Genomic DNA, 15,047 nt, shown 5'->3' with positions numbered 1-15,047 from the left:
TTTTGATGATTGATTTATTCCGTTTTCAAACTCTTTACTGGATTGGCTATCGCTGCTCTAATAGCTTGAAAACTCAATGTTATTAATGCTATTAATAATGCTACAAATCCGGTTATTGCAAAAATCCACCAATTAAGGTCTATTCTATAGGCAAAATCTTGTAACCATTTATTCATAAACCACCATGCAATTGGTGCTGCAATTAGAAAAGCTATAAGCACTAACTTTATAAAATCTATTGAAAGCATCCTCACAATATTTGAAACAGATGCTCCAAGTACCTTTCTAACTCCAATCTCTTTAGTTCTCTGTTCTGCTATATATGTTGCCAATCCGAATAACCCTAAACACGCAATAATAATTGCTAAAATTGCAAATGTAACTGCAACCTTACCTACACGTCTTTCTTGACGATACATATTATCAAATGACTCATCCATGAATCTATACTCAAAAGGCATTCCTGGAGATACAGCTTTATATTTATTGCTAATAACATTAACTAAATTAGCAACATCAGTAGTATTAAATTTATAAGCAGTTTCCCAGCTATTATTTCCTAATCTAAAACTCAATGCTCCAACATTTTCCCTTAGAGATTGATAATTAAAATTTTTAACAACACCAACAATAGTATATACTAATTGACTATTGTCTCCATCTGTTGTATATAATTTTTTTCCAATTGGATTATCAAATCCAGCTAGTTTTGCAGCAGTTTCATTAATAATCATTGCAGTTGAATCAGAACCAAAGGAAGGAGAAAAATTTCGCCCTTCAACTAATTCCATATTCATTGTTTTTAAATAATCGTAATCAATTCGCCAATATTGCATATTAAATGCGTTGGACGACGTCATTACAGTTTCAGTGGAAAAAGTGGTGTCACTTCTTGAAGATCCCGATACAGGTAAAAAACCTGCAAATGAAGCAGATTCAATTTCTGTTAGTTGCTCAATCTCATTTTTTAAAGACTGCCTAGTTTCACTTGGCATTCCAGAATTACTTACAATCATAACTTGATCTTTATCAAAACCTATTTTTGCAGTTTGAATATGTTGTAGCTGTTTATAAATTACAACTGTTCCAATAATTAATATCACAGAAGTTGCAAATTGAAATACAACTAAAAAGTTTCTCAGTGTATTCTTTTTATGTCCAGTTGATAATTTACCCTTTAATACAGTTATTGGTTTAAATGATGACATAAAAAAAGCTGGATAAATTCCTGCTAAAGCACCAATAATAAGAGGAAGGATTAATATAAACGACAAGAATTGCGGAGTAAACAATGAGCTCATTATCATTTCTTTTCCAGAAATATCATTAAACCAGCCAAGAGATAACCAAACAAACAACAATCCTACTACCAACGCCAAAATTGATATAAGTGTAGATTCTGTTAAAAATTGCCATATTAATGACTTTTTTTCTGTTCCTAATACTTTTCTAATTCCAACTTCTTTTGCTCGACCAGAAGAACGTGCAGTAGTTAAATTCATAAAATTAATGCAAGCAAGTATTAAAATGAACAATGCTACAGCTGAAAAAATATACACATATTGTATATTGCTATTCGCACTTAACTCAATTCCGCGAGAAGAGCGTAAATGTATATCTATAATTGGGAATAATGAATATTCAAGATGATTTCCTGCTTTCTCAAACTCTTCCATACTATTAATTTGCATAAATTGAGAAGCTTGCGGAAGTATGTATTTATCAATGACTTCATTAAAGTTATTATTAAATACTTTGTAATCTGTACCTTCCTTTAATACTACATACGTATGAAAGTTATGACTTAAATAATTTCCAAAATCATAATTGATATTTGCCATTGAAAAAAAGAAGTCAAAATTAAAGTGAGAATTTTTAGGTATATCTTCAATTACTCCAGTAACATTGTAAAGCGTACTTCCGTTATCGTCTGTTTCTAGCATTTGCCCAATAGCGCTTTCTGGAGTTCCAAAATAACGCTTAGCTGCCGATTTTGTAATAACAACTGTATTTGGCTCATTAAGTGCTGTTTTGGTATTTCCAACTATTGCAGGTAATGTAAAAACATCAAATAATGTTGAGTCAGCATGAGTGACAGCATTTTCATTAATAAATTCACTTCCTTTTTTTACTAATTTAGAACCGTTTGAAGCATATAACCTGGCATATTGTTCTACTTCAGGGTAGTCATTTTTTAAAGCTTCTCCCATAGGGTCAGCACTGACTGCCATACTCAGATCTGTCCCACCAAAAAGTATGTCAGAATTAATTCTATAAGTACGATTTGCCTTTTCATGAAAACGATCGTAACTTAATTCGTCGGTTACGAACATTGCAATAACTATAAAACATGCAATACCCAATGATAAACCTATAATATTAATAACAGTAAACCCCTTGTTCTTTAGAAGGTTTCTCCATGCTATTTTAAAATAATTACGTACCATAACATTCGTTTTTTTGATTAATTGATTACTCTGTTCTTAATGAATCTACTGGGTTTGATGTTGCTGCTTTAACAGATTGAAAGCTTACCGTTATAAGTGTTATTATAAGTGCTCCTGAACTAGCGATTAAGAATACACTCAATGAAATATCTGTTCGATAACTAAACTTGAGCAACCATTGACTCATAACGTAATAGGCAATAGGCGAAGCAATTAAAAGCGATATAACAACAAGTGTTATAAAATCCTTTGAAAGAATCATCCATAATTGACTAACAGAAGCTCCTAAAATTTTGCGAACGCCAATTTCTTTTGTACGTTGCTCTGCTACAAAAGCGGCTAATCCGAATAAACCTAAACAGCTAATAAATATGGCTAATCCTGTAAATACTTTAGCTAAGCTCGCAATACGTTCTTCAGCTCTAAATTTCCTGCCGTATTCTTCGTCTACAAATTGAAAATCAAAAGGTGTATTAGGAAAGTTCTTTTTAAAGGTACTTTCTATTAATTCTAAGTTTTCACTAGTTCCTTTTGCTGGATTTAATCTCAAATTATAGTAAGCTATATTTCCATATTTTTCAAAAACATACATGGCCTGTTTTACTGGACTATAAGGCGATTGAATTATCATATCTTCAACAACACCAACAATTCTTAACGGTGGCTCTGGACTAGGATCATCTATGTCTGAATCTTTAATGAACTTACCTATTGGATTTGTTAAATTCATATACTTCACAGCTGTTTCATTAAGAATTACAGCATTAGAATCTGTAGCAAATTCTCGTGAAAACCCTCGTCCTTCAAGGATCTTTAAACCTAAGGTTTCAACAAAATCATAATTAACCGACGTATATGCTAAATCCTCTTGAAAGCCTTCGGTTTTACCTTCCCATGTATAGCCACTTCGATTAGACCAAACACTGGTCATTGGACCACTCATTGTGGTCATTTTTACGGCTCCACCTGAAGCAATAAACTGATTCCGCATTGTTTCGTGCTTCCCTATAAACTGTGAACTCATCACTGGGATTTGAATCAAGCCTTCCTTATCATATCCAACAGGTCTATCTTTACTATGTTGAATTTGATTCATGACTACTAAGGTTCCAATAATTAGTGCAATAGAAACGGTAAATTGAGTTACAACAAGCACTTTTCTTGGTAACGACGAATAACGTCCCGCTTTAAAAGTTCCTTTTAAAACGGTAACTGGATTAAAGGAAGATAAATATAATGCTGGATAACTCCCTGCTAAAAATGAGGTAATTATTATAAAAACAAGTGAGATTAGCCAGAACATAATATTCACCCATGGAAAAACAATCGACTTACTAGCTAAGTTATTAAAGCCATTTAAAAACAATAGTACAATACCAAGAGCAAATACAAATGATAAAACAACAATTAAAAACGATTCGCTTAAAAACTGAAATATTAGCTGACCTCTTTGCGATCCTATAGATTTTCGTATGCCTACTTCGGTTGCTCTTTTTTCAGAACGTGCTGTACTTAAATTAACAAAATTAATACACGCTAATAACAGTACAAACAAACCAATAATACCAAATAACCATACATTTTCAATGCGCCCACCAGACTGAACACCGTTTTCAAAATCGCCTCTTAAATACCAGTCTTTCATTGGGAATAAGAAAACTTGAGGATTAAATTCCGCTTCACCTGGTGATGCGTTTTTCTTAACATCAATAATTTTAGCTGTAATGGCTTCCATTGTTGTGTTCTCATTAATTTGCACAAACATTTGAAACGAATTATTGCCCCAAGATGTTTTAGCTCTTTCTATCCATTGTTGAGTAGTTATATAATACTTCCATGGGATTAAATAATCCGTGTCATTAAACGAATTATTCTCAGGTATATCCTTATAAACTCCAGAGACAATTAAGTCGTCTTGATTATTAACTTTTACGATTTTACCAATAGCAGTTTCTGAACCAAATAATGCCTTTGCAGAAGATTGAGAAAGCATAATGGCATTTATTTCTTTTAACCCATCTCTTATCCCTTCAACAATTTCTAAGTTCAACATTTCTGGACCGTCTTCTTGCATGGCGTTCCCTGATCTGTTTATATTGGTTTCGCCAAAACTTAGATATCTAGGTTGCGTCCAAGACGCCATAACAATATGCTTAAAATTGTCATTATAATCTTGTCGTAAAGCAAATTCTAATGGTCTTGGAATTGCTGGACTAGTTTCTATATTACCATTACTGGACGACGACTCATATACTTGAGCGATGTTAGATTTATTTTCAAAGTAATTATCGTAACTAAGCTCATCCATTATCCACAATCCTATCATCATGGTTGCAGCCATACCAATGGCTAATCCAGAAATATTAATGAATGAATACACCTTGTTCTTTAACAAGTTTCTAAACGCTATTTTGAAATAATTTTTAAGCATAATTTATAAGAATTACTGTTCGTTTTGTTGATTGAATTAGCTTTAACACTTCAGTACAAATTGATTTACTGGTTGGTTATTTCTTATACCGAAGTGAAATTGCCCGATTGATTGATTATTGATTGATGCGTATTCTTCTTTTAAGCTAAAATATTCTCGGTTACTTTTTGACCGTCTAGCATGCGTATAATGCGATGACTGTATTTTGCATCATGCTCGCTATGAGTTACCATAATAATTGTAGTTCCTGCATCATTTAAGTCAATAAGTAAATCCATAACCTCATTACCATTTGTACTATCTAGATTTCCTGTTGGCTCATCGGCTAAAATCAATTTAGGATTATTCACCACAGCTCGGGCTACAGCAACACGTTGTTGCTGACCACCAGATAATTGCTGCGGAAAATGATTTCGTCTGTGCATAATTTGCATTTTTTCTAAAACTGCCTCTACTTGCACTTTTCTCTCGGCAGGTTTTACACCTGTATAGATTAATGGAAGTTCTACATTTTCAAAAACTGTTAACTCGTCTATAAGATTAAAGCTTTGAAAAACGAATCCTACATTATGCTTTCTTAGTTCAGATCGCTTACGTTCGTTATATCCTGAAACTTCTTCACCATTGAATTTAAAACTCCCTCCATCGGAATTATCTAACAGTCCAAGTATATTTAGCAAAGTAGATTTACCGCAACCAGAAGGCCCCATAATAGCAACAAATTCGCCTTGCTTTACATCAAAAGATAATTTGTTTAAAGCTATGGTTTGAACTTCTTCGGTTCTATAAAATTTTTCTAAGTCGGTTATTTGTATCATTGCACTCATGTTATATTGATTTCTTATTTTAATATTAATTCTTCTGTATCTCCATAGCTGTCATAGCTAGATGTAATAACTTTATCACCAGGATTTAATCCGTCGAGAACTTCGTAATACTCTGTATTTTGACTTCCTAGTTTAATATTTACTTTATAAGCTGAATTTCCGTCATCACTAACCTTGAAAATCCAGTTACCTCCCGTTTTTTGAAAAAATCCTCCTTTAGAAACTAGTAAGGCTTCTTTTTCTGCACTTAAAGCCACTCTAATTTGTAAATTTTGACCTCGACGTATGCCTTCTGGCACATCCCCTTCAAAATGCATGTCTACTTGAAAACGACCATTTGTAACTTGAGTGAATACCTTTTTGATGACTAAAACATATTGTTTATTATTAAATGTAAATGTTCCCTTTTGCCCATTATAAATTCTTGAAATATAATGTTCGTCAATATCTACACGTACTTTAAAACCACTTAGCACATCCACTTGCCCTAGACGCTCTCCTTTAGTTTTAGATTGACCTATCTCTGCATCTAAAGAAGTAAGCTGACCATCTACTGGAGCTTTAACAACTAAATCACCAACTTTTTTCCTCATTAACTCTAAAGCATTTTGAGTTCTTGCATAAGAACTCTGTGCCTGACTAAATTCTTGCTTAGATGCTATAGAGTCTTGGCTTAATACCTGTTTTGCCAACTGCATACGTTGCTTTTGATAGTCGTAATTATTTTTAGAAGATTCATAATCTTGTCGACCAATAGCATCTTTTTCATAAAGACGTTTATTTAAATCATATAAACGTTTCGCCTCAATAAGACTATTTTCTACATCAGTAAATTGATTGCGTCTATTAATAGTATTTTGTCTTGCAGCATTTTGCGAAATTTGCATTTGAGTTAATAGATTGTAAACTGATGTTTCTTGATTGATTAAAGTCAATTCTAAATCTGTGTTAGACAATCTTAAAATAGGCTCTCCCTTTTTTAATATAGCACCATCCTCAACATATTTTTCTTCTACGCGACCACCTTCTAAAGCATCTAGATAAATAGTACTAATAGGTAAAACTATTCCGTTCACTGGAATATTCTCTTGAAACACATTGTTAGTAACAGTATTAATAGAAATACGTTCTTTTTCTACATTTAATTTAGAACCGCCTGAAGTACTAGAAATAACAAAAACAATTAAGGCTATAATTGCTAACCCACCAATAATTAATGTTAATCGTGATTTTGAAAATTTTTTCTTTTTAATTGGAACGTCCATTTTAGTTTTTTTAATTACAATAGTATATAGTGAAGATGATGCCAAAAACACAAAGTACTCACAAACAGCTTTTTATGTTTTTGACTAAAATTTAAAGTGTCCGTTTTTGATACACTTCATGCACGTAAACGGACACATTTTTAAGCTTATATTTTTTTCTTTTTCTAATTTTTACAAGCTGAATATAATATTGTATTATTGTATTATATGGTACTAAAAGAAGCTACAATATTAGTAATAGATGATGACCTCGATGTGCTAACGGCATTACGCCTCTTACTCAAGCCATTGGTTAAAGAAGTAGTTATCGAAAAAAATCCTAGCAACATAAATTCACAAATCGCTAGTAAAAAATTCGATGTTATAATTTTAGATATGAATTTTAATGGTTTAGTTAACACTGGAAATGAAGGCATTTTTTGGCTAAATAAAATTAAAAATCAAAAACCTGAAACTGATGTTATTTTAATTACTGCTTACGCAGATATTGACTTAGCCATAAGAGGTTTAAAGGAAGGTGCCTCTGATTTTTTAGTAAAGCCTTGGAAGAACGAAAAAATTCTAGATATTATAACATCTATTCTTCAATCTAAAAAATCTAATACTAAAAAAGAGGCCGCTTTAAACTCTATTAGCGCAGAGATTATAGGTGATAGCGATGCAATGAAAGATGTATTTGTCAAACTTAAAAAAGTTGCTCCTACAGATGCCAATGTTTTAATATTAGGAGAAAACGGCACTGGTAAAGATTTAATAGCTCGCGCCTTACATGAAAATTCTAACAGAAAAGACAAGCCCTTTATTAAAGTAGATGTTGGGTCATTATCTTCTTCATTATTCGAAAGTGAATTATTTGGCTATAAAAAAGGAGCTTTTACAGATGCAAGAGAAGATCGTAAGGGACGCTTTGAAGCTGCTAATGGTGGCACACTTTTTTTGGATGAAATAGGTAATATTACATTAGGCCAACAGGTACGTCTTTTAACAGTTTTACAAAACAGGCAAGTAACCCCATTAGGCTCCAATGAATCTATTCCTATAGATATTAGACTTATTTGCGCCACTAATATTGAGCCAAAAACATTAGCAGATGAAAAGAAATTTAGGAAAGATTTAATTTACAGAATTAATACAGTTGATATTATAGTACCTCCTTTAAAAGATCGTAAAAATGATATTACAATACTAGCAAAATATTTTATTGAAATTTACGCTGAAAAATATAACAAGAATACCTTTTCTCTAGATTCTGGATTTATTTCAAAATTAAAGAAACACCCATTTCCAGGAAATGTAAGAGAGCTTCAATATGTTTTAGAAAGAGCTGTTATTATGACTGATGGAAACATTCTAAAACCTGAAGATTTAGTATTTTCTTCAATCGAACAGCCTATAAATTCTAGTACTAGCGATAGTACCATGAACTTAGACGATATCGAGAAAAATGCTATTCTTATAGTACTAGAAAAACACAAAGGAAATATTTCAAAATCTGCAAAAGAATTAGGAATAACACGAGCAGCTTTATATAGAAGATTAGATAAATATGAACTATAAAGGCTACATTTTTAGACTCTTTTTAAGAATACTCTTTCTTGTTTTTTCAATTCTAAGTTTAGCATATTTTATATATACCAACAAGGTTACTTTTATTGTCTTATCTGGCTTTGCAATAGTGTATTTGCTTAACAATATTTATTCATTCGTTAAACGCCGTTTTGTCGCAATGGATGACTTTTTTGAAGCAGTAAAATATCGTGATTTTTCAAGATGGTTTCCCGAGGACAGAGGTCCAAGTGATATTAGGTTTCTATACACAGGGTTTAACGAAATAAACCGAACCATAAAAGACATAAATTCTAAAAACGAAGCACAATACGTCTATCTGCAAAAGATTTTAGAAATGGTTGATATTGGTATTATTGCATATAACCTTGAATCTGGAGATGTATTATGGAGCAATAATTCTTTTGGAGAAACTTTAGATGTTCCCTCTTTTAAAAACATTCGATTTTTAGAAAACAGGAAACCCAAGTTATATGCAACTATTTTTGAGACCTATCATAGAGAACCTAACTCTATTTCAATAGTAGTTCAAAATGAAAAGATAAAAATTTTAATTTCAGATACGGTTTTTCAAGTTCAAGATGATGCTTTCAAATTAATAGTTATTCAAAATATAAATGATACATTGAATAAAAATGAGTCTGAATCTTGGAAAAAATTATTGAGCGTCATGACTCATGAAATAATGAATTCTATTGCGCCTATTTCATCTTTAGCAGATACTTTGCAAAGAAATTTACAGTTGACTTTGGAGAATCCAGAAGAGCATAAACTTGAACCTGAAGATCTTAATGCAGGGATAAAAACTATTAAAAGTAGAAGCGAAGGACTCTTAAAATTCGCAAAAACATACCGTAGTTTAAGTAAAGTTACTCACTTAAATCTTCAAAAAACGAAAGTCGCTGATTTATTCAAGAATATTCAGTTACTAATGGAGCCGTCAATAAAGGCAAAAAACATTGCCATAGACTTTAATATAAATACACCAAAGTTAGAACTTGATATAGATTTACATCTCATAGAACAAGTTCTAATAAACTTAATATTAAATGCTGTTGATGCTTGTAAAAATAAAAAAGATGCCCAAATAAAAGTTCAAGCTTCTCAAAATTCGAATAGAGATATTATTATTAAGGTTTTTGATAATGGTAGTGGAATCCCGCAAGACATATTGGAACAAATTTTTATTCCTTTTTTTACAAGTAAAATGACAGGAAGTGGAATTGGTTTAAGTCTTTGCAAGCAAATAATGCTATTACATAAAGGCAAAATTTTAGTCAATAGTATTGAAGATGAAGGCTCTGTTTTTAGTCTAGTATTTTAATAATTAATCCAAAAACTGTTAGATTAGAAGCTAATTGTGTTGTACTAAAAAACCTCAACCATTTAATTTATAATAGATTGAGGCTTTTTATAGTTTCTAGTCAATTACTAGTTATATATTATTCTTTAGCAGCTAAATAACGTTCAGCATCTAACGCAGCCATACATCCTGTTCCTGCTGCTGTTACTGCTTGTCTATAGACATGATCTGCTGCATCTCCGCTAACAAATACACCATCAATATTTGTCTTTGATGTTCCAGGCTTATTGATGATATAACCTGTTTCATCTAACTCTAAATAGTCTTTAAAAATATCGGTATTCGGTTTATGACCAATAGCTACAAAAAATCCAGTTGCTGGAATATCGTGCTTTTCGTTTGTTTGGTTATTAAAAACTCTAACACCAGTTACAACTTGACCGTCTCCTAATACTTCATCTGTTTCGGTATTAAAAAGAATTTCAATATTTTCAGTATTCTTAACTCTAGCAGCCATAATCTTAGATGCTCTAAATTCATCTCTTCTAACTAACATAGTCACCTTGGTGCATAACTTTGATAAATAGTGAGCTTCTTCACAAGCCGAATCACCTGCTCCAACAATAACAACTTCTTGGCCTCGATAGAAAAATCCATCGCAAACTGCACAAGCAGATACACCTCCACCTAGTTTTAGATATTTTTGCTCAGATTCTAAACCTAAATATTTTGCAGATGCTCCTGTTGAGATAATCACTGTTTCACAATGAATTTCCTTAGTATCATTTACCCAAACCTTATGAATATCTCCAGAAAAATCTACTTTAGTAACCCATCCATCTCTAACATCTGTATCAAACCTTTCAGCCTGTTGTTGTAATTGAATCATCATTTCAGGTCCAGTTACACCATCTGGATATCCTGGAAAATTCTCAACTTCATTTGTCGTTGTTAATTGCCCTCCTGGTTGTGTCCCTTGGTATAATACTGGGTTCATATTAGCTCTTGCTACATAAATTGCAGCTGTATAACCTGCAGGTCCTGAACCAATAATTAAGCATTTTACTTTTTCTATTGTCTCTGACATTTTATTAATCAATTTTAAACATTAAACCAATTGTTGGTTATTTCTTTTTCTATTTCTAAATTTTGATTGTGCTCGAATTCGTTCTTAATCGCATTATATTCGTAATCCTTACCCCAAGCTTCATAATTTTTTGCTACATCTTTAATCGCATCACAAATAAAATGCACTTCTTTATCTGTCATTGTTGGATGAATTGACATTCGCACCCAACCTGGTCTTTCAATTAAACAGCCTTCTAAAATCTTCAATTCAATAGCTTTTGACGTTGGTAAATCTACATTTAGCAAAAAATGACCATACGTTCCTGCACATGAACAACCTCCTCTGGTTTGAATACCATAACGATCATTTAAGAGTTTAACCACTAAATTATAATGTGCATCTATAATGTAAAATGAATATACTCCTAGACGCTCTTTATGATGTCCCGCTAAAATTTGAAGGTTTTCAATTTTAGATAGTTTGTCTAAAATAATAGTATTCATTTCATGCTCTCGTTGCAAAATATTTTCAACACCCATTTGCTCCTTAAGTTTAATAGACAAAGCTATTTTAATAGCTTGTAAAAACCCTGGAGTTCCGCCATCTTCTCGAGATTCGATATCATCAACATAATCATGATCTCCCCAAGGATTAGTATAAGATACTGTTCCTCCTCCTGGATTATCTGGCACTAAATTTTTATATAATTTCTTGTTGAATATTAAAACTCCCGAAGCTCCAGGTCCTCCTAAAAATTTATGTGGTGAAAACATGACAGCATCTAAATACGCCTCTTCATCTTCAGGATGCATATTTATCTCTACATAAGGTGCCGAACATGCAAAATCGACAAAACATAAACCATTATTTTGGTGTATTAGTTTCGCAATAGCATGATAATCTGTTTTAATTCCTGTGACGTTAGAACATGCCGTAACAGCAGCTATTTTTATTGGGTGGTCTTTATACTTGTCTAAAAGCTTTTGATAGCTTTTCATGCACACCAAGCCAACTTCATCACATGGAATTACTTCAACTTTAGCAATAGTTTCTAACCAAGAGGTTTGATTTGAATGATGCTCCATATGAGTCACAAAAACCACAGGTCGTATATCGCTAGGAATATTGGTGTAGTCCTTTAAGTTTTCAGAAACTTTTAGTCCTAAAATGCGTTGAAACTTATTGATTGCGCCTGTCATTCCTGAGCCAACAGTAATGAGGATATCATCAGTTGATGCATTAACATGCTTTTTAATAATATTTCGCGCTTCATGATACGCATGCGTCATTGAAGACCCTGTAATTGATGTTTCAGTATGCGTATTAGCCACATAGGGTCCAATAGCATTCAACATCTTTTCTTCTATAGGTCTGTACAACCGCCCACTTGCAGTCCAATCGGCATAAATAATGTCTTTTTTACCATAAGGCGATTCGAAGGATTCATCAATCCCAACAATATTTTTTCTAAATGTTTGGAAATATTTTTCTAACTCGGTTGACATTGTTTTCTTAAAATTTTGCGTGTACAAAAATAGTGAAAAGAATTGCTTTACGTAACTAAATATTTAAGGTGTTATGCTAAAATCCGTTTTATTAGATTCTTTAAAAACACTAAGTCCGCATTCTAAAAATTTCGCATATTCTTCTTCATTTGGCGTATATCCTACTGGTTGATTTAAAATCTTTGTACCATCTGGGTTTAACAACACGTAATATGGTTGCGAATTAGTTTGAAAGAACTGTGTTTGAAAATGCGCCCATTTATGTCCATAGTTTTTTAATGTTCTAGTTCCGCCATTTATTCTTGGTACTTCAATACGTTCGCTTTCTGGCAATTCTTTTTTATCATCAACATATAAAGAAATTAACACATAATCATTTCTTAAATACTTATCTATTGAAGGTAATGGCCAAACGTGTTCTTCCATTTTTCTGCAATTGACACAAGCATATCCTGTAAAATCAAGAATAATAGGTTTGTTAACTTTTTTGGCATATTCAATTCCTGTTTTTAAATCTTTAAAACAATCCAATTTATTAGGACAATCCATAGGCTTTATAAAACTATAACCAACCGGTGGTGTTAAACCACTCAGTAGAGTAAGCGATGTAAACGTATCTGTTTCTTTATTTACTCTAAATCCAGACACTAAATACACAACAAAAGCAGCTACTAAAATTCCAGAAGAAATTCTAAAAAAAGATAATTTTCTAATTGGTGAATCGTGAGGAAACCTGATTTTTCCAAAAATATACAATGCTAATCCAGCAAATATAATAATCCATAAACCTAAGAAGGCTTCAAATTTTAAAACCCCCCAATGTTGCACTAAATCGGCATTTGATAAAAATTTAAATGCTAAAGCTAATTCTAAAAATCCTAAAACTACTTTGGTTGTGTTTAACCAACCTCCAGATTTTGGCAATGCATTTAACATATTTGGAAACATGGCAAACAATGCGAAAGGCAGTCCTAAGGACACTCCAAAACCAGCCATTCCAGCTGTAAGTTGCCACGCACCACCATCTGCAGTTAATGATCCTGCTAGTAATGAGCCTAAAATTGGTCCTGTACATGAAAATGAGACTATGGCTAAAGTAAGTGCCATGAAGAATATTCCTAAAACTCCTCCAATATTTTCGCCTTGCGTTGTTGTGTTTGTCCAACGTGCTGGTAATGTTAATTCATAATATCCAAAAAATGAAAAGGCGAAAAAGACAAAAATGATAAAGAAAATAACGTTCAATACAACATTTGTAGAGATTTCATTTAAAATATCTGGGTTTACCGAATCCAATAAATGAAATGGCACACTTAATACCACATAAACTGCAAAAATAAAAAAGCCATAAAGCAATGCTTTTGACACGCCTGCGCTATTATTTCCTCCGCTTTTTTTAGTAAAAAAACTTACCGTTAAAGGTATCATTGGAAACACACAAGGTGTTAACAATGCTAACAAACCACCTAAAAACCCTAGCCCAAAAATGCTCCAAAGAGATTTTCCTTTTTCTTCTACATTTGACGTTATTGTTGCGCCTTCTATATCACAATTTATATCAGATTTTGAAATATCACCTGCAGACATTCCATAGAGTAACTGGTTGGTGTTTTCCGTATTAACAATAGTCGGATTGACAACTAAGTTTTCATCATCATTAACAGCAACTAAACCTGTGTTTTTCGAGTAATTAAATGTAAACGGATTGTCTGGTTTAAAAATACATTGCTCATCATCACAAGTCATATATTCTACATTACCATTAATCACAAATTGATTACCAACTACTTTAATTCGTTGTGTAAAAGTGGCTTGGTTATAAAACTTAGACACCTCCATGTCAAACACCTTGTCGTGTTTTGTCACTTTATTTTCATCACTTTCAACAACTGAGTCAATTAGTTGATAGTCGTTACTTTCTTCAAAATTAAATGTGGTAGGCAAAGGCCCTCCTTCTTCAACAAATTGCGAATAGACAGCCCATTTATCATCAATATTGGCCTTAAAAATGATATCGTATTCTTCCTCACTAACTTTCTTCGTTTCAAATTCCCACGATACTGGGTCTAGTATTTGAGAACTACCTAAATTAAACTCAGGAATGTCTTCTTGTTCCAACAAACTATCAGAAATATTAAATTCAAAAGGCACGTCTGTTGGAGGCAGGCAACGCTTATCGTCACAGGTCATAAAATTAAGCGTTCCAGTAATGGTAGCATTTGGATTTGACAACTTTACAACTTGCGTAAATTCGGCTTTATTATAAAATTTAGATAAGATCATGTTAAACACAGGGTCGTGTTTGGTTACCTTATTTTTATCATTTTCCTTAACATTTCCTATTAAGGTAAATAGATCGCTTTTATCAAACTCAAAGCTTGTAGGTATTGGACCATCATCAGGAATATCTTGGGAATAAATAGCCCAATTATCATCTACAAAAGCGATGAATTTTAACTGATACTCATCTTCAGATAGTTTTTCTGTTTGAAACTCCCACTTTACAGGCTCTAAAATTTGAGCAGGGAGCAAAGTGCTAAATAGAAAAGCAATAATTACAATGATATGCCTCATCATGATGGTTTTAAACAAATTCAAAAATAGCGTTTTAGAATAAATGTATCTAAAACCCTA

At 32.4% G+C, this 15,047-nt stretch carries 9 protein-coding genes; 2 read left to right on the top strand and 7 right to left on the bottom strand.

Going from position 1 to position 15,047, the window contains the following annotated elements; genetic code table 11:
* Positions 1–14: 14 nt before the first annotated feature.
* The 4 genes from ABGB03_RS01310 to ABGB03_RS01295 form a co-directional block, all read right to left on the bottom strand.
* Positions 15–2,447: an ABC transporter permease gene (locus tag ABGB03_RS01310; protein ID WP_347924180.1), complete on the bottom strand. Its 2,433-nt coding sequence runs from the start codon at positions 2,445–2,447 to the stop codon at positions 15–17.
* Between the two features lie 25 nt (positions 2,448–2,472).
* Positions 2,473–4,878: an ABC transporter permease gene (locus tag ABGB03_RS01305; RefSeq protein ID WP_347924178.1), complete on the bottom strand. Its 2,406-nt coding sequence runs from the start codon at positions 4,876–4,878 to the stop codon at positions 2,473–2,475.
* A 140-nt stretch (positions 4,879–5,018) separates the two neighbouring features.
* The gene (locus tag ABGB03_RS01300) at positions 5,019–5,696 is read right to left on the bottom strand and encodes an ABC transporter ATP-binding protein (protein WP_347924177.1); all 678 of its coding nucleotides are present in this window, start codon (positions 5,694–5,696) and stop codon (positions 5,019–5,021) included.
* A gap of 23 nt (positions 5,697–5,719) precedes the next feature.
* Positions 5,720–6,970 (bottom strand): efflux RND transporter periplasmic adaptor subunit, encoded by a 1,251-nt coding sequence (locus tag ABGB03_RS01295; RefSeq protein ID WP_347924176.1) that lies wholly within the window; start codon positions 6,968–6,970, stop codon positions 5,720–5,722.
* A 207-nt stretch (positions 6,971–7,177) separates the two neighbouring features.
* On the opposite strand from ABGB03_RS01295, the gene ABGB03_RS01290 reads away from it, so the two are divergent.
* Positions 7,178–8,527, top strand: coding sequence for a sigma-54 dependent transcriptional regulator (locus tag ABGB03_RS01290; protein WP_347924175.1), 1,350 nt, complete (start codon positions 7,178–7,180; stop codon positions 8,525–8,527).
* Positions 8,517–9,860, top strand: a complete 1,344-nt coding sequence (locus tag ABGB03_RS01285; RefSeq protein ID WP_347924173.1) for a HAMP domain-containing sensor histidine kinase — start codon at positions 8,517–8,519, stop codon at positions 9,858–9,860. The genes ABGB03_RS01290 and ABGB03_RS01285 overlap by 11 nt, the downstream gene beginning before the upstream one ends.
* A 118-nt stretch (positions 9,861–9,978) precedes the next feature.
* On the opposite strand, the gene trxB is transcribed toward ABGB03_RS01285, so the two are convergent.
* From trxB to ABGB03_RS01270, 3 genes are all read right to left on the bottom strand, one after another.
* Positions 9,979–10,926: a thioredoxin-disulfide reductase gene (gene trxB, locus ABGB03_RS01280; protein WP_347924172.1), complete on the bottom strand. Its 948-nt coding sequence runs from the start codon at positions 10,924–10,926 to the stop codon at positions 9,979–9,981.
* 14 nt (positions 10,927–10,940) lie between these two features.
* Positions 10,941–12,413, bottom strand: coding sequence for an aminotransferase class V-fold PLP-dependent enzyme (locus ABGB03_RS01275; RefSeq protein ID WP_347924171.1), 1,473 nt, complete (start codon positions 12,411–12,413; stop codon positions 10,941–10,943).
* 63 nt (positions 12,414–12,476) lie between these two features.
* Positions 12,477–15,011 carry a cytochrome c biogenesis protein CcdA gene (locus tag ABGB03_RS01270; protein WP_347924169.1) on the bottom strand — a complete coding sequence of 845 codons (2,535 nt, stop codon included), beginning with the start codon at positions 15,009–15,011 and terminating at the stop codon, positions 12,477–12,479.
* Positions 15,012–15,047 lie beyond the last annotated feature (36 nt).

It is taken from the genome of Pontimicrobium sp. SW4 (assembly GCF_039954625.1).
In the GTDB taxonomy this organism is placed as follows: domain Bacteria; phylum Bacteroidota; class Bacteroidia; order Flavobacteriales; family Flavobacteriaceae; genus Pontimicrobium.
This window is presented reverse-complemented; position numbering and strand designations above follow the sequence as displayed.